The organism is Eisenbergiella sp. OF01-20 (genome assembly GCF_003478085.1).
In the GTDB taxonomy this organism is placed as follows: domain Bacteria; phylum Bacillota; class Clostridia; order Lachnospirales; family Lachnospiraceae; genus Eisenbergiella.
Window position 1 is genome coordinate 24370 of sequence record NZ_QUES01000014.1, and the last position, 21881, is coordinate 46250.

The window sequence follows — 21881 nt, forward strand, 5'->3', positions numbered from 1 at the left end:
GGCAAAAAACCTGTCGTAAAAACCACATTGCAAATAATTACAAACTAATCATAGCATTTTCACGTCCGGTTGACAATGCCAAATTGTTTGTTGTTACTCGTACAATCGGGTCTAAATAATATCCATAACATCTTTTACGGACTGCACGCCAATCAGGCGGATCCCTTCTGTTTTGGGCAGCTTGTCCAGGCATACCTTAGGCAGGACACAGGACTGAAATCCCAGCTTCTTTGCCTCCGCCACACGGATGGCCGCCTGGCTCACCGCCCTGACCTCTCCGCTTAAGCCCACCTCCCCGAACGCGATCATATGCTCTTCAATGGGGCGGTTTTTAAAGCTGGAAATCACCGCCATGACAATACCCAGATCAACGGCCGGCTCGAGTACCTTCATCCCCCCTGCGATATTCACATAGGCATCACAGCCGGAAATCTGCAGCCCCAGCCGCTTCTCCAGAACCGCCATTAAAAGGTTCACTCTGTTGAAATCCGTACCCGCCGCCTGTCTTCTGGGAAAGCCGAAATTGCTCTGACAGACCAGCGCCTGTATTTCCACCAGAATAGGCCTTGTCCCCTCCATCGAGCAGGACACCACGGAGCCGCTTGCGCCCTCGGGCTTTCCGTTCAACATGAATTCCGACGGATTTTTCACCTCACAAAGGCCTTCCTGACGCATTTCAAACACACCGATTTCATTGGTGGAACCGAAACGGTTCTTCACTCCCCGCAGGATACGGTAGGAGGCATGTCTGTCCCCTTCAAAATACAGGACCGTATCCACCATATGCTCCAGCACCCTGGGGCCTGCCACGGTTCCCTCTTTGGTAACATGACCCACTATAAATATGGATATCCCGTACCCCTTCGCCAGCCTGAGGAGGATACCTGTGGATTCCCTGACCTGGGAAACACTGCCCGGCGCTGCGGAAACCTCCTCCTGGTACATGGTCTGTATGGAATCAATTATCACAATTTCCGGCTGTTCCCGGGCGATTGCCCCTTCGATATCCCCCAGATTTGTTTCACATAACAGCTGCAGGGTATCCCGGAATTCACCGATACGCTGTGCCCTCATTTTGATCTGCCGCAGGGATTCTTCCCCGGAAATATAGAGAACCTTCTTCCCTGCTTCCGCAAGAAGCCTGCACATCTGCAGCAGAAGGGTAGACTTGCCTATGCCCGGATCTCCTCCCACAAGAACGAGGGAACCGGGTACGACACCGCCTCCCAGAACCCTGTCCAGCTCCCCGATCCCCGTCAGGATCCGCTCTTCCTTATCCATGGAGATTTCCGACAGGCTGGACGGCTTCTTTCCCTGGGAGGAAAGTCCCTGGGTGCGTTCGCCCGCCCCTCCTTTGGATGAAGCTTTTCTCACCGGTTCTTCCACAAAGCTGTTCCATGTATGGCAGCCGGGGCACTGTCCCATCCACTTAGCCGATTCAAAACCGCATTCCTGGCAATAGAATACGGTCCCTGATTTTGCTTTTGCCATTTTTCAAAAAAAGGGTGCGGCTGATACCGCACCCCTGTCCTCCTGTAACTTTCTTCCGATTAGCAGTGCTTATTTATGGATGTCTACCTTCACTTCTCCTGCTCCCGCCAGTTCTACGGAAAGACTGAGCTTTCCTCCCAGGTTCGTGCACATTCTGCCGGCATCCTCTCCGTTAATCCGCACGTCATATTCCGTATCGTCCTGAAGGCCGATGGTCAGCTGGGCATCCTCCTGCCCTTCCACCACAAAGCTTACGCCGTCCTCACCCTCCAGAAAAGACAGCACGCTGGTACCCGGCACGGACTCATAGACAAACATACCGTTTTTCTCCAGCTTGGTCATGGTCTGGTAGGTTTTCACCTTATACAGATCGCCTTCATGGGAAAAATCCTCCAGCTTCGCTTTCTCCGCAAGGGTATGGTTTCCAAAACTGATGCTGCCGTCTGCCTCTGCACGGATTAACTCTTCTACTACTGCCATTTCTTTTGTCCTCCTTAAATATGGTTCGTCCTTTTGGTTTATCATCCGTCTCCGACGGTATTTCTCATAATACGTATTATTTTTTTACCTGAAAGGTAATTTTCCCTTCCTTGCATCCTACGGTTACATTATCTCCCGGCTGGATTCTCCGTGCAAGGATTTCTTCCGCCAACGCATCCTCTATCATATTCTGGATGGCTCTCTTCAAAGGACGTGCTCCCATTTTCAGATCCGAGTGCTTCTCCACAATAAAGCTTTTTGCAGCCGGTGTAATAGTCAGATGGATATTCAGTTGTTTGCTGCACCGATCCGTCAAATCCCTGGAAAGAAGGGTGATGATCTGTTTCATATTTTCTTTTGTCAAAGGATGGAACACCATGATCTCATCAATACGGTTTATGAATTCCGGCTTGAACAGGCGCTTAACCTCTTCCATCACACCGGCTTTCATTTTCTCATAGTCCTTCTTTTCATCCGTATGGGCTGAAAAACCCAGGTTTTTCGGATCGATGATACGCTGTGCGCCGGCATTGGAGGTCATGATGAGCACCGTGTTCTTAAAGCTCACCTTTCTTCCTTTGGAATCCGTGATATGGCCGTCGTCCAAAACCTGGAGCAGGATGTTGAACACATCCGGATGGGCCTTCTCCACTTCGTCAAACAGCACCACGGAATAAGGGTTCCTGCGCACCTTTTCGGAAAGCTGGCCGCCGTCGTCAAAGCCCACATAGCCCGGAGGGGATCCGATCAGCTTGGAAACGGAATGCCCTTCCATATATTCCGACATATCGATGCGGATCAGGGCGTTTTCCGATCCGAACATCGCTTCCGCAAGAGCCTTACTCAGCTCTGTCTTTCCCACACCGGTAGGGCCCAGAAAGAGGAAGGATCCAATCGGGCGCCTGGGATCCTGGAGACCGACCCGCCCCCTGCGCATGGCCCGTGCCACAGCGCTTACCGCCTCTTCCTGGCCGATAACCCGTTTGTGCAGGATTCCTTCCAGCTTCAGCAGACGCTCGCTTTCCTTCTCCTCCAGCTTGCTAACGGGGATTTTAGTCCACATAGCCACGACACCGGCGATGTCATTTTCCGTAACCGCTTCCCTTCTGGCCGCATTTTTCTTTTCCAGCCGTGCCTTTTTCTGGCTGAGCTTCTTCAGCAGGGCATCCTGCTCCCGCTTCCATTCTCCCGCCTGGGCAAAGGCTTCTATCCGGATGGCCCCTTCGATCTTCAGGTCCAGCTCCTTCACTTCTTCATTGAGCCTGCGCAGCTCTTCCGGGGGTTCCATATGCTGCAGACGCACGGCGGATGCCGCTTCGTCAATCAAATCTATCGCCTTATCCGGAAGCCTGCGGTCGTTTATATAACGGCTTGACAGTCGCACCGCGGCTTCTATGGCCTCCGGCAGGATTTTTACTTTATGGTGATCCTCATATCTGGGGGTAACCCCTTCCAGAATGCGGACAGCCTCTTCTTCCGTAGGTTCTTCCACATTCACCGGCTGGAACCGGCGCTCCAGTGCGGCATCTTTTTCAATATATTTGCGGTATTCGGTAATCGTAGTGGCGCCGATCAGCTGAATCTCCCCTCTCGCCAGGGATGGCTTCAGAATATTGGAGGCATCTATCGCCCCTTCCGCCCCGCCCGCTCCGATAAGGGTATGCAGTTCGTCCAGAAACAGCAGGATATTGCCGTCATCGGTCACTTCCCGGATAACCTTCTTAATCCGCTCTTCAAATTCACCGCGGTACTTACTGCCTGCTATCATACCTGACAAATCCAGCATAAGCACCCGTTTATTCTTCACGGTATCGGGTACCTCGCCGGCTACGATTCTGGCGGCAAGCCCTTCCACAATAGCGGTTTTGCCTACGCCGGGTTCTCCTACCAGACAGGGGTTGTTCTTCGTCCTCCGGCTGAGGATTTGGATCACGCGGCTGATTTCCTCTTCCCTGCCGATAACCGGATCCAGCTTGCCGTCTCTGGCCAGGGCGGTCATATCCCGGCTGTACTGGTCAAGGGTAGGGGCTCCGCCCTTCTTTTTCTGTTTTTTCATCAGATCCTCTTTGTACAGCCCGGGCTCCTGTCCCATAGCCGCCAGTGTATCCATATACAGCTTCTGCGGCTGAAGCCCGCAGGTATTCAGTAATCTTACGGCCACATTCTCCCCTTCTTTTAAGAGGGAAAGCAGAATATGCTCCGTCCCGGTGAGAGGGGAGCGGAACCTGGCGGCCTGTCTGTGGCTCTCTTCCAGAATAGACATGGCCCGGGGGGAATATCCGTCCCGTTCCTTTACCGGCGTCTCCGATACAGGCGCAATCAAATCTTCAATCATTTCACGGATTTCCAATTCATTGGCCCCGTTCTCTATCAGCACTCTGGCAGCAACGCCGGTACCTTCCTCCAGAAGCCCCAAAAGAATATGCTCTGTCCCCACATAATTCTGTTTCAGCTTCCTGGCGGCCTTCTCAGCCAGTATAAGGGCCGTTCTGGCCTTATCCGTATACTGTGACTGCATTATTCCAGTCCTCCATATTCTTCATAGATTTCATCAATTAAAGCATGCACTTCTTCCCGGGAAATATTCTTACAGCTTGCCTTTGCCAGCAAAACCCGTAGTTCCTCCCGGACATCCAGCAAAGCCTGCTTGGTTCCCTCGTCAACAGCGATTACCGCGCCTTTTCTTCTGTCTACCTTTACATAGCCTTCCTGCTTCAGCACGGTGTACGCCTTATTCACCGTATGCATATTAATGCCGATGGTGTCAGCAAGCTGTCTCACACTGGGAAGCACATCTCCCTCATGAAAACGGTTGGTAGCGATCCCCAGAATAATCTGGTTCCTCAGCTGAATATATAATGCCTCATCACTGCTGAAATCAATCTCTATAAACATATCCAATACGCATCGCTCTTCTTTCTGTGTTTCTTTTGTTATATTTATAGTATAACAGTGAGCACATCCTGTCAACCGCTTTTCCCATTCAGCCAACCCTCTGCGTCCTGTAGGATACCGGGCGGATGTCATGGGACGCAGAGGGTTGGTAGCTGAATAAAGATTATGGGAAAAAGCCGCTGCAGTCCATCCCCAGCGGCTTTCTTGTTTTTCTGAGGCTGTCTACCGACAGCCGGTTTTTATTTTAAATCAAGGAATTCAAAGTCCAAATCGTCGTCATCGTCTATATCAAGGAAATTTCGCGGCTTATAATTCTGGGATTTTCTGCCTTTTCCGGTAGAACGGGAACTTCTTCTGGGAGGTTCGTCATACTCTTCTTCACGGGAGTACCTGTCGTCCTCATCCTCTTCTTCCTCGTCGTCTTCGTCGTCGTCATCCTCTTCATAATATCTGCTGCTTCTCCGGGCCGGCTTCTTCTTATTGTTCCGGCCTCCCCTGCCGCCTCTTCTGCTGCGTCTGGGAACATAGTCGTCTTCGTCATCCTCGTCGTCCATGTCCTCATCGTCTTCGTCGTCGTCATCCATATCTTCGTCGTCTTCGTCTTCGTCATCCTCATCGCCGTACTCGTCATAGCCGTCTTCGTACGCCGCTTTCAGCTTAAAGATCATGACAGTTACCACAATAACCAGAAGCCCGATAATCACTGCCAGAATGATGATGATAAGACGGAGGCTGCCCGTCTGCTTTTCCATGGTGTCAATATTGGTTTCATTGGTCTGGGCCGCACCTAGCAGATCGGAAATTTTATATCTGGTACCTTTCACATTATCATTTAAATACCAGTCATTATTTCCCATACCGTCATCCGCATAGCTCACATCGTAATCGTTGGTTGACGGCGCCGTATCCGAGGGTTCTTCCGCAGGCGTTTCCTCCGGAACTTCGGCCGGTGCCTCCGGCTGCGCGGTTTCGGTTACCTCCAGCGTATCCTCACGGACATAACCGTTAATCGCTTTCCCATCCTTTTCTCCTGTTATCTGATACCAGACTTTTCCGTCGCTTCCCGTAGTTTCCCCGGTAACATCCATAACATCGCCGGAAGCGAGGCTTCCCACTACACTGGAGCTGGTTGAGGCTTCGGAACGAACACGGGCACTGGCAGCAATAATCTTGATTTTGGATGCCGTGGATCCGTTTATACCTTCCGCAGCGTTTTCATTGATGATATTATTCACTTCATCATCCAATTCTCCTCCTGCGTCTTCCGCTCCCCCTGCATCTTCATTCCCCTCACTGCTGTTTCCCTGGCTCCCCTGACTTCCCAGCGTATTTGCCGCATAGCCTGTCAGAGCTGTCTGCCCCGGAACTGCAGCACAAAACAGTATCGCTGCCAAAACTGCCGTCATCCGAAGCAAAAATCCTGTACTTATCTTTTTTATCCTGTTCATGTTCCTGACCCCTTTACCTTTTGTGGTTACGCCTCATCTATAGCTTTACCGATATCCGTACGCATATACTTATTGGCAAAGTCTACCCAGCCGGCCGCTTCATATGCATTGGCCCTGGCTGTTTTCAGATCGTCTCCCGTAGCTGTAATCCCCAGGACCCTGCCGCCGTTTGTCACAATGTTTCCCTGGCTGTCAAATTTGGTTCCGGCATGGAAGCAATAATAGCCGCCGGCATCCCGGAATTTCTCCAGACCGCTGATGACCAGCCCCTTGTCATATTTCACAGGATATCCCTGGGAAGCGAGCACCACGCATACCGCCGCATTGTCTTCAAACTGAAGCTCCGTTTTATCCAGGGTACCGTCTATGCATGCTTCTATCACATCCACAATATCGTTTTTCATCCGCGGAAGCACCACCTGCGCTTCCGGATCCCCGAATCTGGCATTATATTCCAGTACTCTGGGGCCTTTATCCGTCAGCATCAAACCGAAGAAAATAATTCCCTTGAACGCTCTTCCTTCGTTTGCCATGGCATCCACAGTGGGCTGGTATATATATTGTTTACAGAAATCGTCCACTTCTTTCGTATAAAAAGGGGACGGGGAAAAAGTTCCCATTCCGCCGGTATTCAAACCCTTATCTCCGTCGCAGGCCCGTTTATGGTCCTGGGCGGATGTCATAATGCGGATGGTTTTACCATCCACAAAGGAAAGTACGGACACTTCCCTTCCGGTCATAAATTCTTCCACTACCATACGGTTTCCCGCAGAACCAAACTGCTTATCCAGCATAATGCTTTTCATGCCTTCCAGCGCTTCGTCCTTCGAATTGCAGATGAGGACGCCTTTGCCTAAAGCAAGGCCGTCCGCCTTGAGCACAACAGGATATTCCGTCTGTTCCAGATAGGCCGCCGCCTGTTCGGCATCATCAAAGGTTTCATACGCCGCAGTGGGGATGTTATATTTTTTCATCAAATCCTTGGAAAAAGCTTTGCTTCCTTCCAGAATAGCCGCATTTTTCCTGGGGCCGAACACACGCAGCCCCGCCGCCTCCAGGACATCCACTATCCCGGCCGCCAGAGGATCATCCGGCCCTACGATGACCAGATCCACCTCTTTTTCTTTAGCAAAAGATGCTATTTTATCAAATTCATCCACGCCTATGGGTACACATTCTGCCACCTGGGCAATCCCGGCATTTCCCGGTGCACAATATATGGTATCTGCTTTCGGGCTTTTCGCCACGGCCGCAGCAATGGCATGCTCCCGGCCGCCGCCGCCTACAATCAGAATTTTCATTTGTATCTCACCTTTCCGTCTGTTACGCTGACTTTCCCGTTGGCAATCAAATCGATCGCCCGGGGAAGGAGCTGCCATTCCGCTTCCTCCATAACACGCCGCTGCAGGCTCTCCGGGGTATCATCCTCGTTTACCTCCACGCTTTTCTGAAGGAGAATCGGCCCGGTATCCGTCCCTTCGTCCACAAAATGCACGGTGGCTCCCGTCACCTTCACGCCTCTGGCAAGCACCGCTTCATGAACCTTCAGCCCATAAAACCCGACGCCGCAGAAGGAAGGGATTAAAGACGGGTGGATATTGATGATACGGTTCCGGTACTTCTCTATCATAGCCGCCGGTATCGTCACCAGAAAACCGGCGAGCACAATCAAATCCGGCAGACAGGAATCCACTTTATCGAGAAACGCCCGGTTAAACGCCGCCCTGTCCGGGAAATCTTTGGGAGACAGGCAGATGGCTTCTATTCCGCTCTGTCTGGCTCTGGTAAGCGCATACGCATTTTTATTGTTGCTGATAACTCCTGCGATTTCCGTGTTGGTTATGCGGCCATCCCCAATGGCATCGATAACCGCCTGAAGATTGGTGCCTCCGCCGGATACACATACCAGAATTCTCAGCATAACTCGACTCCTTTTTCCCCGGCCTTCACTTCCCCCAGGATTACCGGTGTTTCTCCCGCTTCCCGGATCGCTGCCGCCGCGGCATCCGCCTGGGCAGAGTCCACAGCCAGGATCATGCCGATACCCATATTATATGTATTATACATCATCTGCTCATCAATATTTCCTTTTTGGGCAAGAAGCCTGAAAATGGCAGGAACCTCATAACTGTCCTTCTTAACCACCGCGCACATACCTTCCGGAAGCATACGGGGAATATTCTCATAAAATCCGCCGCCCGTAATATGGCTGCAGGCTTTAATGGTAACGCCTGCAGCTTTTACAGCCTTCAGCGCCTTCACATAAATCTTGGTAGGGGCGATCAACGCTTCGCCCAGTGTTGTCCCCAGCTCCTCATAATAAGTATCCAGGGATTCCTTTGTCATTTCAAAAACCTTTCTTACCAACGAAAAACCGTTGCTGTGAACCCCGGAGCTTGCCATACCGACAAGTACATCTCCCGGCTTCAGGTTCTCTCCGGTAATCAGCTTCTTTTCATCAACAATGCCCACGGCGAAACCGGCCAGATCGTATTCCTCTTCCGGATAAAAGCCGGGCATTTCCGCAGTCTCGCCGCCAATCAGGGCAGCACCCGCCTGCTTACAGCCATCCGCCACCCCTTTTACAATCGTGGCGATTTTCTCAGGATAGTTCTTTCCGCATGCAATGTAGTCCAGGAAAAACAGCGGTTCACCCCCCGCGCAGGCAATATCGTTCACACACATAGCCACGCAGTCGATTCCCACCGTATCATGCTTATCAAGCAGAAACGCAAGCTTCAGCTTCGTTCCCACGCCGTCCGTTCCGGAAACCAGAGTAGGCTTTTCCATCCCCTGAAAGCTTTCCAGGGAAAAAGCCCCTGAAAATCCGCCAAGGCCGCCCAGCACTTCGGGGCGCATGGTCTCCTTCACATATTTTTTCATAAGTTCTACCGATTTATACCCTGCTTCAATATCTACACCAGCGTTCTTATAATCCATCGTATCCTCCGTTATATAGGAAGCCCGTCAGGTATCCTGCACCTTCCGGGTTCCATCGTTTTATCTTTATAGGAAAAGCTCCGCTTCCACAGCTTTGATGCCATTCGGCACGGCTGCTTCCATGCATGGTGTTACCCGGTAAACCGGGCATGGAAGTTTACTTACTGTAATTCTTATAACCAACTTCCTGAAGATGCGCATCTTTCTTCTGCACGCTCTCCTTAAGACCCTGGGAATAATTCTTCAATTTCTCCAAAAGCACGGCATCCGATGTGGCAAGGATCTTTGCAGCAAGAAGCCCCGCATTCGCGCCTCCGTTAATCGCCACCGTAGCTACCGGAATCCCGCTGGGCATCTGAACGATGGAATATAGGGAATCCCTTCCGCCAAGAGAAGTCGTATGCATAGGAATACCAATAACCGGCATAGGGAAAATTGCAGCACACATACCCGGAAGATGCGCAGCCATACCTGCACCCGCTATGATTACCTTGAACCCCTTTGCTTCCGCGCTCTTCGCATATTCAAAGAACAAATCCGGTTCCCTGTGGGCCGAAATAATCTTCATCTCATAAGAAATCCCCAGCTCCTCCAGAATATCCGCCGCCTTTGCCATAACAGGCATATCGGAATCACTTCCCATTACAATACCAACCTGTGCCATTGGTTCTCCTCCTTTATCCTCATGGACCTGACCCTGAGCCCCGCCAAACAAGCAAAAGCCCAACAAAATCAAGCCGGTAATATTTCAATCTACAGTGTACTAAACTTTTTCCCGATATGCAACATCAACCACCCCGAATTAATAAAAAATTCAACTTTTCAATTTTTTCACCCAAGAGGGATACTTTTTTGAGAGAGAATGGATTATAATGTTGTTACCAACGAGCAGCAACCTCCCTAAAAGGAAAAACAGAATGGGAAACAGACGGCAGCCCCACCGCCGCCTGCTTCCCAGGCTGCTTTTCCTTTTAGGGAGGCTTGGGGCGACTGCCCCAAGCCCTGAAGCCCTGCGGGCTTCAGGGTTCTGCGGCCTTCAGGGTTCTGCGGCCTTCAGGGTTCAACGTCCTTCCGTTTTTTACGCCCCTCCCTTATGCCCCGACATCCCTTCCACCACCCCTAACACAAGGAGCTGATTCACCACCATGTGCCAAATACAATATGACATCACCTACGACGACCTGAATCCAACATTCCTCTTCACCTGCCAGCTGTCCCGAAAGGAACCCGAACGCCCCCACAGCCACGACTTCATAGAAATCGCCCTGATCCTGTCCGGTGAGGGTCATTTTATGCTGGACGGAAAATGGTATCCCGTCAAAAAAGGCGACGTCCTCCTCATCAACCCCGGCATCCAGCACCACTGCACCTATGCCGCTCCCGATGCCCCCCTTGAAGAATTCTACGTAGCCTTTACCGACATCCACATCCGCGACATGGAGGCCAACCAAATCCTCTTCCCCGGCCACGAATGCCTCATCCGCCCCGGGGAAAAGACATTTGTCACCCTCTCCCGCCTCTGCTCCCTCATCAAAACAGAGAGCACAAGCTGCCAGCCGGGACGCTACTTCATGCTAAAAGCCTACGTCACCCAGATGATCCTCCTCCTCTACCGCGAGCAGGTTGTTGCCCCCATAAGCATTGAAGAAGGCTATGAATTTGAATCCACCAACAAAAAATACGTAGTCGAACAAATCATCGACTATCTGGACTGCCATTACAACGAAAAAATATCCCTTGACCAGATAGCCCGCAACATGTACCTCAGCCCCTTTTACATATCCAAAATATTTAAAAGCGAGACCGGCGACACCCCCATCAACCACCTCATAAAGGTGAGAATGGAAAAAGCCAGACTTCTTCTTGACAAACAAAAGGATGCCAGCATCCAGGACATTGCCCTGTGCGTGGGATACGACGATGCCTACCACTTCAGCAAACTATTTAAAAAACACTTTGGGGAGTCCCCCTCTAAATATAGGAAGAAACAGAATTAGAAACAGACCGAAGGGCCAGGATTTCAAAAAATCCTGGCCGGATGGAGTACTGGCATAGAATAATCGGAAATAATTCCCATACTACATTTACAGTCCCCCCGGCAACTGCTATAATAAAGAAACACCGGCTGCCGGAACTATGTGTAAGTTCCTGCCCGCCACAAAAAGCCATACCAATCAGCATTTTCTTTTAATTGCCATTTCAAATTCTCAGTCCGTATCGGACAATGATTCAATCCCTGTTTACAGAAAACAAATTCTATAGACCAAACACAAAAGAACTATAAAATATAACAGATTAAAAAGGTAAGATGCGGTTGTCCGGTGTCGTTTTATCAGTTATAATTATATGAAAGGCAGGATTTTACACATGGCTTACAGAACAGGAGGCTGTGTGAAAAAACGCACGAAAAAGGGAAGTAAAGAACAAACAGTAAACAACCCGGCCGTCAAAAGCCCCATTCACCATGAAGATTTGGCACTGAAAACAGCGGCCCAATATTTTGGCGAAGAATTGATGCCGCTGCTGGGCATCCAGGGTATTGCCAGTTATATTGCCCCTACGGAGACAGTAAAGCTGGAAGCACGGCAAATGTATCAGGATTTTAACTACGTAAGGACGGACGGCGTCTGGATTCATCTGGAATTTGAAAGCGATTCCATTACCAACGAAGATCTGAAACGATTCCGGGAGTATGAGGCAGCTACCAGCCGGATCCATCACACAGAAGTGATCACCTATGTAATCTGTTCCGCAAAGGTAAAGCGCCCGAAAACAATACTGAAAGAAGGAATTAATGTTTACCAGGTTAAGGCGGTACGGCTGAGGGGGAAAAACGCGGATCAACTTTTTAAGCGTCTGAAAGAAAACGCAGAGCAGGGGCTGAAACCCGCAAAAGCAGATCTCGTTTCACTGCTGCTCACGCCGCTGATGTCAGGCCGTCTGCGGATCGAAGAACGCATACGAAAAAGCCTGATTATCCTTCAAAATTCCAGGGAAACAATAACCGAAATGGAATTAGAAAAAATGCAGGCGGTTTTGTATACCCTGGCAGACAAATTTTTAAACAAAACGGAATTAAACAGAATAAAGGAGATGATAGCAATGACAAAATTAGGAGAAATGCTGGTAGCGGACGGAATCGAAAAAGGAATCGAAAAAGGAATCGTCGAGACCTGCCGGGAACTGGGCGTCAGCTTTGAAGAGACTGCAGAAAAGATAAAACAACGGTTTTGCATCAGTGAGAATGAAGCCATGGAAATTGTACGGAAATATTGGCTTTGACAAATATAGGATGTATTCTGCTTCAGGCAAAGCGGTGTACGTCAGGTGCAGACTTCCTGTTACCGATTTATTTTACACACCCGGGAAGCATTTCCATCCTCAAATCCTCACGGCTTTGTCAGCGGAAAGTACTAAATCAGCCCCCCGCCGCCGCCAGCGGATCACCCGGTTAGAAACGTCGTGATTGCAACGAACCAAGGTTCATGGGTATGTGGTCTGTCACATACCCCAATATCCCCCAGCACCAAAATAATACAAAAACAAAACAAGATTATACATTTTATTTTCCTCCCAATCCCCTAATATAGAAAGGAACTTAATAATTACCAAATTTTTATATCATCCGGGAGGGGATATCCAAATGACACCAATGAAATGGTTCTATTCCTTTATCAAGCCTTACCGAAAGCGGCTCTTTCTGGGATTGTTTCTCGTAACATTTCTGGCAGGGCTTGCCATCATTAATCCTATCGTCAGCGGAAAGGTCGTAGACGATGTTATCAGCGGCGGACAGTACGACAAGCTTCCCGTACTGGTACTCATACTGCTTCTGGTAACTGCAATACGAAGTGTTCTCCGCTTCATGGTTCCTTACAATTTCGAAATCTGTTCCCAGGGTGTACTTTATAAAATGAGAGATGCGGTGTACCGCAAGCTTTTAATGGAGGATTTTGCCTTCTATAACCGTAACCGCACCGGTGACCTTATGAGCCGCCAGACGGGTGATATGGATGCCATCCGTCACTTTGTGGCTAATGTCATATCTTCCATCTTTGAAAATATCCTGTATTTTTGCTTTGCCCTGATAATGATTTTTACAATCAATACCAAGCTGGCGCTGTGCATGCTGTGTATCCTGCCTTTTACGGTGGTGCTGACCGTCTGCCAGTTTAAAAAAGTAAAACCTGCCTTTCATAACATCCGTACCCGTTTTTCCAGCCTGAACGCTTTTGTCCAGGAAAATATCAGCGGCAACCGGGTGGTTAAGGCTTTTGCCAAGGAAGACTATGAAACGGAAAAATTCGAAGCGGAAAACGATGCCTATAAGACTGCCGAGCTGGACTGCGCCGCTATCTGGTCCAAATATGTTCCTATTTTTGAATTCTTCTCCAATATCCTTACCGTTGTCCTCATGCTTTACGGAGGCATCATGGCTATCCGGGGGGAACTATCCCTGGGAAGCCTTGTTACCGTTAACGGTTACCTCTGGATGCTGAATATGCCCCTGCGTATGGCTGGCTGGTTTGTAAATGACGTACAGCGTTTTGTTACCTCCGTGGAAAAAATCCATACCACCTTTTCCGAGGAGCCTCATATCAGCAAGCCGGTTAATGCCATTACCAAAAAGCATTATAAAGGAAGCATCGAATTCAGGAATGTTTCCTACCAGGCGGAGGGCGAGGATATTATACAGGATGTGAGCTTTTCCGTGAAGCCCGGCCAGACAATAGGGATTCTCGGCCCCACGGGAGCCGGCAAATCCACCATCATGAATCTGCTGTGCCGTTTCTACGATACAACGGAGGGTGATGTCCTTGTGGACGGTGTCAACGTTAAGGATCTGGATTTGTATGAGCTGCGTGACAACATCGGAATGGCTATGCAGGACGTTTTCCTCTTTTCCGATACCATTGAAGGAAATATCGCCTATGCCCGGCCCGACTGTCCGTTTGACAAAGTAAAAAAAGCCGCCATCGCGGCAGATGCCAACCATTTCATCCAGGCTATGCCCGAAGGCTATGATACCATCGTGGGGGAACGGGGCGTCGGCCTTTCCGGCGGCCAGAAGCAGCGTATCTCCCTGGCCCGTGCCCTGCTGAAGGATCCGTCTATCCTCATACTGGATGACACCACGTCCGCTGTGGATATGGAAACGGAAACCTACATACAGAAACAGCTGAAAAACCTGGAAGGCAACCACACCATTTTCATCATCGCCTACCGTATTTCCTCCCTGAAGGATGCCGATCAGATTCTGGTTCTGGATCACGGACGGATCGCGGAACGGGGAACCCATAAAGAGCTGCTTGAAAACAACGGCTACTACGCAAGGGTCTTTGAGCATCAGTACCATACACCGGCAAAGGAGGGACGTTAATATGGCACGTAATAAATACGATATCGACGAGATCATGGAAGACCACTTTGACCTGGGGCAGCTGAAACGTCTCGGCCATTATGTCCTTCCTTTTAAGAAGGATATGTTCCTGGCAGCCTTCCTCATGCTTTCCGCCAGTGCGCTTACCATGCTGATCCCCCGCTTTTTTATGACCGTCATGAATGATATCATTCCCGCAGGGGATATCCGGGGATTGATCCGCATCAGCCTTTATACGCTGCTGATTATCCTGTATTCGGTCATTTCCCTGAAAGCCAAAATTAAAATCACCAACCGGGTCGGCCAGTCCGTCATCCACCAGCTGCGGACTGATATCTTCTGCCATTTGCAGGAGCTTCCGTTCTCCTACTATGACGACAGGCCCCATGGCAAAATCCAGGTAAGGGTGGTTAACTATGTCAATAACTTAAGCGACCTGCTATCCAACGGTCTCCTCAATACCATAACCGACCTGTGCAGCCTGATATTCATCATCTTTTTCATGCTTTCCATTAATGGGAAGCTGACTCTGATGTGTATGTGCGGTCTTCCCGTCCTGGCTATCTTTGCCAGCCTGATTAAGAAGAAGCAGCACCGGGCATGGCAGATCCAGAGTAATAAGCAGTCCAACCTGAACGCCTATATTGCGGAGAGCATTAACGGTATCCGGGTAACCCAGTCCTTTGTAAGGGAAAAAGAAAACAGCGGTATTTTTAACCATCTCAGCGACGGATACCGTCAGTCCTGGATGCGTGCGGTGCGTTTTAACTTCATGATGGGACCTACCGTGGACGTAATTTCGGCCGTAACCACTGCCTTTCTGTATGTGGCTATCGTGGATATGGCTATGAACGGAGGAACCGCTTCCGTTGGTGTGCTGGTAGCCTTTACCGGTTATATCAGCCGGTTCTGGTCCCCTATCACCACCCTGGCTAACTTTTATAACTCCCTGCTGACAGCTATTTCCTATCTGGAGCGTATTTTTGAAACCATCGATGAGCCTGTTGCGGTTAAGGATGCACCCGATGCGGTGGAAATGCCTCCGATTACCGGCAAGGTGACTTTTGACCATGTATCCTTCTCCTATGAAGAAGGCATAAAAACCCTGGATGATGTGAGTTTTACCGCCATGCCGGGTGAGTCCTTTGCTATCGTCGGCCCTACCGGCGCAGGGAAAACCACTATCGTCAACCTGCTCAGCCGTTTTTATAACATCGGCGGCGGCACCATACGTATCGACGACACGGATATTTCCAAAGTCACGCTTCATTCTCTGCGGACCCAGATGGGGGTTATGATGCAGGACAGCTTCATTTTTTCCGGTACCATCATGGATAATATCCGCTACGGGAACCGTACCGCCACGGATGAAGAGGTCGTCAGAGCCGCCAAAACCGTTTGTGCCCATGATTTCATCATGCAGATGGAGGAGGGCTACCATACGCAGGTAAACGAAAGAGGAAGCCGTCTGTCCGCCGGACAGCGACAGCTGATTTCCTTCGCCCGCGCCCTGCTGGCCGATCCTAAAATTCTGATACTGGATGAAGCCACCTCCAGCATTGATACGGAAACGGAAATCATCCTGCAAAAAGGGCTGAACGAGCTGCTGAAAGGGCGTACTTCCTTTATTATCGCCCACCGCCTTTCCACCATACAAAATTGTACCCGTATCCTGTATGTGGATAAAGGCAAAATACAGGAAAGCGGCAGCCACGAAGAGCTTCTGGTAAATAAAGGGCCATATCATAACCTGTTTATGTCCCAATACAGCTTTATGAATGACAAAGCACAGACACAGGATAACTTCCCGGAAGCGTCTTTTTCCTGAGGTCCTTACCTTTCGTCATTTCCCGTAATCCGGAAACGGACGGTCATACCATACGCCGGTGTCCGGCCCTGCGGTTATGAAAACCGGCCGTGCGGAAAGTCCCCTTTACTTTCCGCACGGCCGGCGTTTTTTATCCGAATAAAATTTCCGTTTTACCCGCCTGCCTCCCTACTTTTTCGGAAGATAGGAAAGCAAATCAATATCCGCCTCTTCTTTTCCTGTGGACACATACAGAAGCAGTTCACTGTAGTTTCCCTCTTCCGTTTGAAACGAATAGGTCACATTTTTCTCCCAACTGCCCTCCCGGCTTAGTTCCTCCAGATAGTGCACACTCATACCGCCGTTTCCCGTTTCCAACCGGCCGCTGATTTGCAAATACCAGGAACTGTCATATGCTTCCGGGATGGTAAAAGACAGCGTTCCGTCCGAACAGGCAATGCTTTCCTCCAGCTTTTCCACAGGGGAACTTTTTTCGTTGCTTGCCAGGAACGCAACCGCGGCCAGCACGCACAGCAGTACTGCTGCCAAAGCAAGAATGCCTTTCTTATTCCTTCCCATTTCCTTCCCTTTCTTTTTGCAGGAGAGCTTTCATCACAAGCGTATCCCTGACAATCCACGGGATATTCCCGGTGTCCGTTATCCTCTCGTTATTGCGGATGGCTTCTTCCAGCGTAACAAAAGCCGGCTCATATTCATATTCCTTTTCATAGGCATCCAGGCAGCGGTCTGCCGTATCCTTTTCCGTTTCACAGGCAAAATAATACGAAATCATTTCCAGGATTTCCTCTCCCATTCCCCGTCTGGTTTCCCTCACTCTGCCGGCATACCGTATAGATTCTCTTTTCACACGCAGGCCGGTCTCCTCCTGTACCTCTCTTAAAAGGGTATCCTCCAGCTGCTCTCCGGGTTTGGCTCCGCCTCCCGGGAATTTATACTCTCCGTATTTCCCGCTGTGAATCATGGCATAGCGGCCTTCCTTCCGGATAAAACCACGCACGGCGACGCGCTTACGTTTCTTCCACACGGGATTATAATCCGCCTTGTCCACGGTAAGGCATATGCCCTTGTCCCCGCGGAAAAGCTCCAGAAGCTGAATGAATTCCTCCCAATGGTTTATCGTCATATAGGAGATTCCTTCGGGTGCCTCCTGCCCCTTTTTCGCATAGGGGGTATACCATACCGGTTTCATCCCCACTCCGGCGGCCCCTTTCACATCGCAGACAAGATTGTCGCCGCAATACCAGATCGTATCAGCCGAAAGGCCCGCTTTGGCCCGGGCCATTTCAAAAATACGGGGATGGGGCTTCCGGAAGAGATAATCACTGGACGCCATAATAAAAGAAAAGTGGTTATCCGGAAGAAGCTCATGAATCCTTTCGGTAAGAGTCCCGGTATCCTTCATCATATTGCTGAGAACAGCGGTACGGATCCCCCTATCATGAAGGTACGCCAGCAGCTTTTCTATTCCGTCCGCCTTCCTTACTTTCACAGCCGCCTTCCAGAATACCCGTTCCACCTCTTCCCAGGGCATGGGCAGTTCGATTCCCAGATATTCATACAAATACCGGTTAAATGCCCTGCAGGAAAATTCTCCTTCCGGATTGCTTCTCTTTTCCTCCCCGAACAGTTCCCCTATATCCTTTGTCAGTCCGTCCGCAGCATCCTGAAGCTGTTCCGGCGTAATCTTGCGGGGGTTGCTCACTGCCATCTCCAGAACAGCACGGTTACCCCTTATCGGATCATAATCCCCCTCATCCGCCAGGGTCTGTCCATAATCAAAAAGAATCATCTCCGGAACATGAAACATAAGCTGTCCTCCTGTTTTGATCCGATTTTCACTGCCAGCACAGGCAGCTGCCGGAACGCGGTTCTCCATATCCCTTTTATTCTAGTAGCTCCGTGCATATCTGTCAAATAAATACAGCTGCCTATTTTCTTTTTCCTCCGTCCTGCCTATAATAGAGATAGATTTTATGGATTCCCTAATTTGATTTTACAGCCGAATGAATGGCGGAATGAGAGGTAGAAGCATGAACCAGCTTTATGCAGACCGGCTTGGCCGGGTATGCGGGCAGCTTGAGAACAAGGGGCTGACGCAGATGATAGTAAGCGATCCTTTGAGCATCTGGTATCTGACCGGTGTGCGGATCGAACCCTATGAGCGGCTTTTTGCCCTGTACATCCGTACGGACGGAAAGCATGTCTTTTTCCTGAACAATCTTTTCGTTATCCCGGAAACCGATATCGGGAAAGTATGGATGTCGGATACGGATGACTGTATCGGCATTGTGGCAGCCCATGTGGACGCCGGTTCGGACATGGGCGTAGACAAAAGCTGGCCGGCCCGTTTCCTGCTGGATTTGATGGAACGTAATCCCGGGGTGCGTTATGTCAATGCATCCGCATGTGTGGATGGTGTACGTTCTATCAAAGATGATTATGAAAAAGAAAAGATGAGAGAGTCCTCCCGCATCAATGACGCCTGCATGGAAAAAGCGGCGGCCTGGCTGAAGGAAGGTATGACGGAAAAGGAATGTGCGGATTATATCCGTTCCCTCTATAAAGAGGAAGGCTGTGAAGAAGGCTTTAACACCATCATTTCTTTTGGTGCCAACGCGGCGGATCCCCATCATGAACCGGATGATACCGTACTGAAGGAGGGGGACTGTATTGTCATTGACATGGGCTGCCGGAAGGACAGCTATTGCTCCGACATGACCCGCACCTTCTTCTGTAAGAAGGAAGATCCGGACTATGCCCCGATTCATGATCTGGTGAGAAGGGCCAATGAAAAGGCGGAAAACCTGATCCGTCCCGGGGTACGCTTCTGTGATCTGGACAGGGTGGCCCGGGAGCTCCTTACAGAAGCGGGTTATGGGGACTATTTCACTCACCGGCTGGGCCATTCCATCGGCCTTCAGGATCATGAGCCAGGAGATGTGAGTCTGGCAAATACTGCCGCAGTGGAGGAAGGTATGACCTTTTCCATCGAACCCGGTGTCTATCTTCCTGGGAAATTCGGCGTGCGCGTGGAGGATCTGGTCCTCGTAACCGCGGATGGCTGCGAGGTTCTTAATAAGGCGGATAAGCACTGGAAAATCATCGGATAAACAAGGAAGGGCCGGGGCTTTTACAGCTCCGGTTCCTCCCTGTCCATCCACATGCCATTGGTAAAATCAGGGACAGCCACCGGCTGGCCGCCCAGGGCAATAGACTCCTCCGACAGTGCCGTGATGCACATCCAGGAAGCCGCATCATAAACATCTACAGGACATGGCTTTTTCTCCCGGACACTGTCAAAGAAAGCGCGCAGCACAAGCCAGTCCATACCTCCATGTCCTCCGAGTACGCCGTCATTCAGGAAATCCTTCCAGATTGGATGATCATATTCTTTCTCGTATTCTTCCGCATTTCCCCAATATTTCCGGAAAGAAAACTCCTCTTCTTCCGTATATTTCCCGTCCAGAAAAACCGTATCGTTTTCTTCTTCGTACATGCCCTTCGTCCCGCAGACGGTGAAATCCCTGCTGTAAAAACGGGGAAGCGTGGTATTCAGGGTCAGAAGGATTGTTTCGCCTCCCGCACATTTAATAATGGTATTTACCACATCAGCCTGGGCAAATTTAGCCCGGACCAGATTTTCATTTTCCGGATACCGTTCCTTCGCAAAGGCATGCATGCCTTCCGCCCTGGAGGCCATGGAGGTCAGGGTCAGCATCCGGTTCCCATGATTGATATGCAGGATCTTGGCTATAGGCCCCAGTTCGTGGGTGGGGTAATTTTCCGCGTTCCTGTATTTATAATTGCGCAGGCGGTAATGGCGTTTTTCCAGTCCGGTTCCCACTTCCTCACGCAGATCATGCATATAGCCGCCCCTGCAGTGGATTATCTCACCGAACAGCCCCTGCTTTACCATATTCAGGGCCATCAGCTCCCTTCTGCCGTAACAGCAGTTCTCCAGGAACATGAACGGGGTACCCGTCTCTTCATAGGCATCCACCAGATCCCAGCACTGCTTGACGCTGTATGCACCGCCCACTTCCATGCCAACCGCTTTTCCTGCCCGCATAGCATCCACCGCCACAGGGATATGGCCTTCCCACGCACAGGAAATGACTACCGCCTCCACATCCTCTCTCGCCAGAAGTTCCCTGTAATCCGTCGTACCAAAGGGTGTATGCCCGCACTCCTCCTGTGTCAGCCGCACCGCATTTTCGAAGCGGTCCGCATAAACATCGCATACCGCCGTCACCTTCACCGAAGGCATTTTAAGGATGGCATCCTTCAGCAGCCCGTATCCCCGGTTTCCCAGCCCTATCATTCCTACCTTTACTTGTTCCATCTGGTTTGTCCTCCCTCTATTCTATGTATACAAAGTATCTGCCGCGTTACTTTTTTGTAACGGTTCAGTCCCTTCCTGGTTACCTTATTTTTACCATATCCAAAAATACATTTCTATAGGATTTGGGGGACAAAATCTTTGAATTCAGGTATACTCCCTGCCGGAAAGATAGGCACGGGGAGACATCCCCGTGGTCCGTTTGAAAACCGTGCTGAAATAATTCTGATCCGTAAAACCGACTGCCGCCGCGGCCTGACCCACGCTCATCCCCTCCCCCATCAGCTTCACGGCACGGCGTATTTTCATCTGGTTAAAATATGCCATCATCCCGATGCCGGCATACCGGGTAAAGGTTTTCTTTATGGCCGATTCACTCATGCTGCACATGCGGGCCACCTCGGAAACCGTCAGCCGCTGCGCCACATGCTCCTCCAGCACCCGGACCACGGTACGGTAATTCTCCGCTCCTGCCGACCGTATCCTGGTAAAATCCTCTTCCTCTCTGGTACATGCCGCCAAAAGAATATTTTCAAGCCGGCTGACAAACAGATGGGCTTCCGCCTCTTTTCCCGGTAGAACCTTTTCTACCAGGATTCTCTGTTCGATCTGAAAAATCCTTGACAGGCAGGATAACAGAGCACAAAGCTCTTCCACGTCTTTCTTTCCGGGCCGGAAACGCCATTCCTTCATCGCCGGCATAATATCTCCCGCAAACGTCACCACGATAATATCCGGGCAGGTATCCTTTTCCGACCAAAAGCTGTGGAATTCCATAGGCCGGTGCAAAACCGCCTGCCCGGTTTCCAGAAGAAAAACATCCTCACCCGCCGTAACCCCGATAGCTCCCTCCACCACACAGACCAGTTCCCAGAAATCATGGGTTTCCCCGCTGAAATAATAATCTTTTCCGAAAACCTGCCGGAAAGCACTGAACAATGAAGAAATCCGGATGCATTTTTCTACTACACAGCCCTTTAAAGTCACACTATTTTTCATGCCCGTTTCCAATCCCTGCTAATTCCTTATTTACAGCAATTTACAGCTACAGCCATCTTAGCATTTTAAACCGCGGACCGC

Annotated in this window: 18 protein-coding genes; 5 read left to right on the forward strand and 13 right to left on the reverse strand. The window is 50.2% G+C overall.

Going from position 1 to position 21881, the window contains the following annotated elements; genetic code table 11:
• Nucleotides 1-111: 111 nt before the first annotated feature.
• From radA to purE, 9 genes are all read right to left on the reverse strand, one after another.
• Nucleotides 112-1491 carry a DNA repair protein RadA gene (radA, locus tag DXA36_RS16670; protein ID WP_118680622.1) on the reverse strand — a complete coding sequence of 460 codons (1380 nt, stop codon included), beginning with the start codon at nucleotides 1489-1491 and terminating at the stop codon, nucleotides 112-114.
• A 69-nt stretch (nucleotides 1492-1560) separates the two neighbouring features.
• A complete protein-coding gene (locus DXA36_RS16675) occupies nucleotides 1561-1971 on the reverse strand; it encodes an endosialidase (protein ID WP_118680623.1) in 411 nt (136 codons plus the stop codon).
• A gap of 76 nt (nucleotides 1972-2047) precedes the next feature.
• Nucleotides 2048-4489, reverse strand: a complete 2442-nt coding sequence (locus DXA36_RS16680) for an ATP-dependent Clp protease ATP-binding subunit (RefSeq protein ID WP_118680624.1) — start codon at nucleotides 4487-4489, stop codon at nucleotides 2048-2050.
• Nucleotides 4489-4866, reverse strand: coding sequence for a GntR family transcriptional regulator (locus tag DXA36_RS16685; RefSeq protein ID WP_118680733.1), 378 nt, complete (start codon nucleotides 4864-4866; stop codon nucleotides 4489-4491). The genes DXA36_RS16680 and DXA36_RS16685 overlap by 1 nt, the downstream gene beginning before the upstream one ends.
• A gap of 239 nt (nucleotides 4867-5105) precedes the next feature.
• Complete coding sequence (locus DXA36_RS16690) at nucleotides 5106-6314, reverse strand: SH3 domain-containing protein (RefSeq protein ID WP_118680625.1); 1209 nt, start codon at nucleotides 6312-6314, stop codon at nucleotides 5106-5108.
• Between the two features lie 26 nt (nucleotides 6315-6340).
• Nucleotides 6341-7615, reverse strand: coding sequence for a phosphoribosylamine--glycine ligase (gene purD / locus DXA36_RS16695; RefSeq protein ID WP_118680626.1), 1275 nt, complete (start codon nucleotides 7613-7615; stop codon nucleotides 6341-6343).
• Nucleotides 7612-8235, reverse strand: coding sequence for a phosphoribosylglycinamide formyltransferase (gene purN / locus DXA36_RS16700; protein ID WP_118680627.1), 624 nt, complete (start codon nucleotides 8233-8235; stop codon nucleotides 7612-7614). Before purN ends, purD begins: the two co-directional genes overlap by 4 nt.
• Nucleotides 8229-9254, reverse strand: a complete 1026-nt coding sequence (gene purM / locus DXA36_RS16705; RefSeq protein ID WP_118680628.1) for a phosphoribosylformylglycinamidine cyclo-ligase — start codon at nucleotides 9252-9254, stop codon at nucleotides 8229-8231. The genes purN and purM overlap by 7 nt, the downstream gene beginning before the upstream one ends.
• Before the next feature lie 157 nt (nucleotides 9255-9411).
• Nucleotides 9412-9918 (reverse strand): 5-(carboxyamino)imidazole ribonucleotide mutase, encoded by a 507-nt coding sequence (purE, locus tag DXA36_RS16710; protein ID WP_118680629.1) that lies wholly within the window; start codon nucleotides 9916-9918, stop codon nucleotides 9412-9414.
• A gap of 481 nt (nucleotides 9919-10399) precedes the next feature.
• On the opposite strand from purE, the gene DXA36_RS16720 reads away from it, so the two are divergent.
• The 4 genes from DXA36_RS16720 (at nucleotide 10400) to DXA36_RS16735 (ending at nucleotide 16462) form a co-directional block, all read left to right on the forward strand.
• On the forward strand, nucleotides 10400-11251 hold the full coding sequence (locus DXA36_RS16720) for an AraC family transcriptional regulator (protein WP_118680631.1): 852 nt from the start codon (nucleotides 10400-10402) through the stop codon (nucleotides 11249-11251).
• A 394-nt stretch (nucleotides 11252-11645) separates the two neighbouring features.
• Nucleotides 11646-12536 (forward strand): hypothetical protein, encoded by an 891-nt coding sequence (locus DXA36_RS16725; RefSeq protein ID WP_330425048.1) that lies wholly within the window; start codon nucleotides 11646-11648, stop codon nucleotides 12534-12536.
• 361 nt (nucleotides 12537-12897) lie between these two features.
• The gene (locus DXA36_RS16730; protein WP_118680633.1) at nucleotides 12898-14634 is read left to right on the forward strand and encodes an ABC transporter ATP-binding protein; all 1737 of its coding nucleotides are present in this window, start codon (nucleotides 12898-12900) and stop codon (nucleotides 14632-14634) included.
• A 1-nt stretch (nucleotide 14635) separates the two neighbouring features.
• Complete coding sequence (locus tag DXA36_RS16735) at nucleotides 14636-16462, forward strand: ABC transporter ATP-binding protein (RefSeq protein ID WP_118680634.1); 1827 nt, start codon at nucleotides 14636-14638, stop codon at nucleotides 16460-16462.
• A 168-nt stretch (nucleotides 16463-16630) separates the two neighbouring features.
• Here DXA36_RS16735 and DXA36_RS16740 read toward each other — a convergent pair whose 3' ends face one another.
• Together DXA36_RS16740 and DXA36_RS16745 are read right to left on the reverse strand one after the other, a co-directional pair.
• Nucleotides 16631-17020 (reverse strand): hypothetical protein, encoded by a 390-nt coding sequence (locus DXA36_RS16740; RefSeq protein ID WP_118680635.1) that lies wholly within the window; start codon nucleotides 17018-17020, stop codon nucleotides 16631-16633.
• Nucleotides 17007-18269 (reverse strand): HAD-IIIA family hydrolase, encoded by a 1263-nt coding sequence (locus DXA36_RS16745; RefSeq protein ID WP_182479118.1) that lies wholly within the window; start codon nucleotides 18267-18269, stop codon nucleotides 17007-17009. The genes DXA36_RS16740 and DXA36_RS16745 overlap by 14 nt, the downstream gene beginning before the upstream one ends.
• Before the next feature lie 223 nt (nucleotides 18270-18492).
• Here DXA36_RS16745 and DXA36_RS16750 point away from each other — a divergent pair, with 223 nt between their 5' ends.
• Nucleotides 18493-19572: a M24 family metallopeptidase gene (locus tag DXA36_RS16750; RefSeq protein ID WP_118680637.1), complete on the forward strand. Its 1080-nt coding sequence runs from the start codon at nucleotides 18493-18495 to the stop codon at nucleotides 19570-19572.
• 20 nt (nucleotides 19573-19592) lie between these two features.
• Here the strand turns inward: DXA36_RS16750 and DXA36_RS16755 are convergent, their stop codons facing one another.
• A complete protein-coding gene (locus DXA36_RS16755) occupies nucleotides 19593-20804 on the reverse strand; it encodes a Gfo/Idh/MocA family protein (RefSeq protein WP_118680638.1) in 1212 nt (403 codons plus the stop codon).
• A 144-nt stretch (nucleotides 20805-20948) separates the two neighbouring features.
• Nucleotides 20949-21800, reverse strand: coding sequence for an AraC family transcriptional regulator (locus tag DXA36_RS16760; protein ID WP_118680734.1), 852 nt, complete (start codon nucleotides 21798-21800; stop codon nucleotides 20949-20951).
• Nucleotides 21801-21881 lie beyond the last annotated feature (81 nt).

Excerpts from the sequence above, each read along its gene's own strand:
- DXA36_RS16735 (WP_118680634.1), top strand. The coding sequence starts at position 14,636 with ATGGCACGTAATAAATACGATATCGACGAGATCATGGAAGACCACTTT.
- purM (WP_118680628.1), bottom strand. The coding sequence starts at position 9,254 with ATGGATTATAAGAACGCTGGTGTAGATATTGAAGCAGGGTATAAATCG.
- DXA36_RS16685 (WP_118680733.1), bottom strand. The coding sequence starts at position 4,866 with ATGTTTATAGAGATTGATTTCAGCAGTGATGAGGCATTATATATTCAG.
- DXA36_RS16680 (WP_118680624.1), bottom strand. The coding sequence starts at position 4,489 with ATGCAGTCACAGTATACGGATAAGGCCAGAACGGCCCTTATACTGGCT.
- DXA36_RS16745 (WP_182479118.1), bottom strand. The coding sequence starts at position 18,269 with ATGTTTCATGTTCCGGAGATGATTCTTTTTGATTATGGACAGACCCTG.
- purE (WP_118680629.1), bottom strand. The coding sequence starts at position 9,918 with ATGGCACAGGTTGGTATTGTAATGGGAAGTGATTCCGATATGCCTGTT.
- DXA36_RS16740 (WP_118680635.1), bottom strand. The coding sequence starts at position 17,020 with ATGGGAAGGAATAAGAAAGGCATTCTTGCTTTGGCAGCAGTACTGCTG.
- radA (WP_118680622.1), bottom strand. The coding sequence starts at position 1,491 with ATGGCAAAAGCAAAATCAGGGACCGTATTCTATTGCCAGGAATGCGGT.
- DXA36_RS16755 (WP_118680638.1), bottom strand. The coding sequence starts at position 20,804 with ATGGAACAAGTAAAGGTAGGAATGATAGGGCTGGGAAACCGGGGATAC.
- DXA36_RS16730 (WP_118680633.1), top strand. The coding sequence starts at position 12,898 with ATGACACCAATGAAATGGTTCTATTCCTTTATCAAGCCTTACCGAAAG.
- purN (WP_118680627.1), bottom strand. The coding sequence starts at position 8,235 with ATGCTGAGAATTCTGGTATGTGTATCCGGCGGAGGCACCAATCTTCAG.
- purD (WP_118680626.1), bottom strand. The coding sequence starts at position 7,615 with ATGAAAATTCTGATTGTAGGCGGCGGCGGCCGGGAGCATGCCATTGCT.
- DXA36_RS16720 (WP_118680631.1), top strand. The coding sequence starts at position 10,400 with ATGTGCCAAATACAATATGACATCACCTACGACGACCTGAATCCAACA.
- DXA36_RS16760 (WP_118680734.1), bottom strand. The coding sequence starts at position 21,800 with ATGAAAAATAGTGTGACTTTAAAGGGCTGTGTAGTAGAAAAATGCATC.
- DXA36_RS16750 (WP_118680637.1), top strand. The coding sequence starts at position 18,493 with ATGAACCAGCTTTATGCAGACCGGCTTGGCCGGGTATGCGGGCAGCTT.
- DXA36_RS16675 (WP_118680623.1), bottom strand. The coding sequence starts at position 1,971 with ATGGCAGTAGTAGAAGAGTTAATCCGTGCAGAGGCAGACGGCAGCATC.
- DXA36_RS16690 (WP_118680625.1), bottom strand. The coding sequence starts at position 6,314 with ATGAACAGGATAAAAAAGATAAGTACAGGATTTTTGCTTCGGATGACG.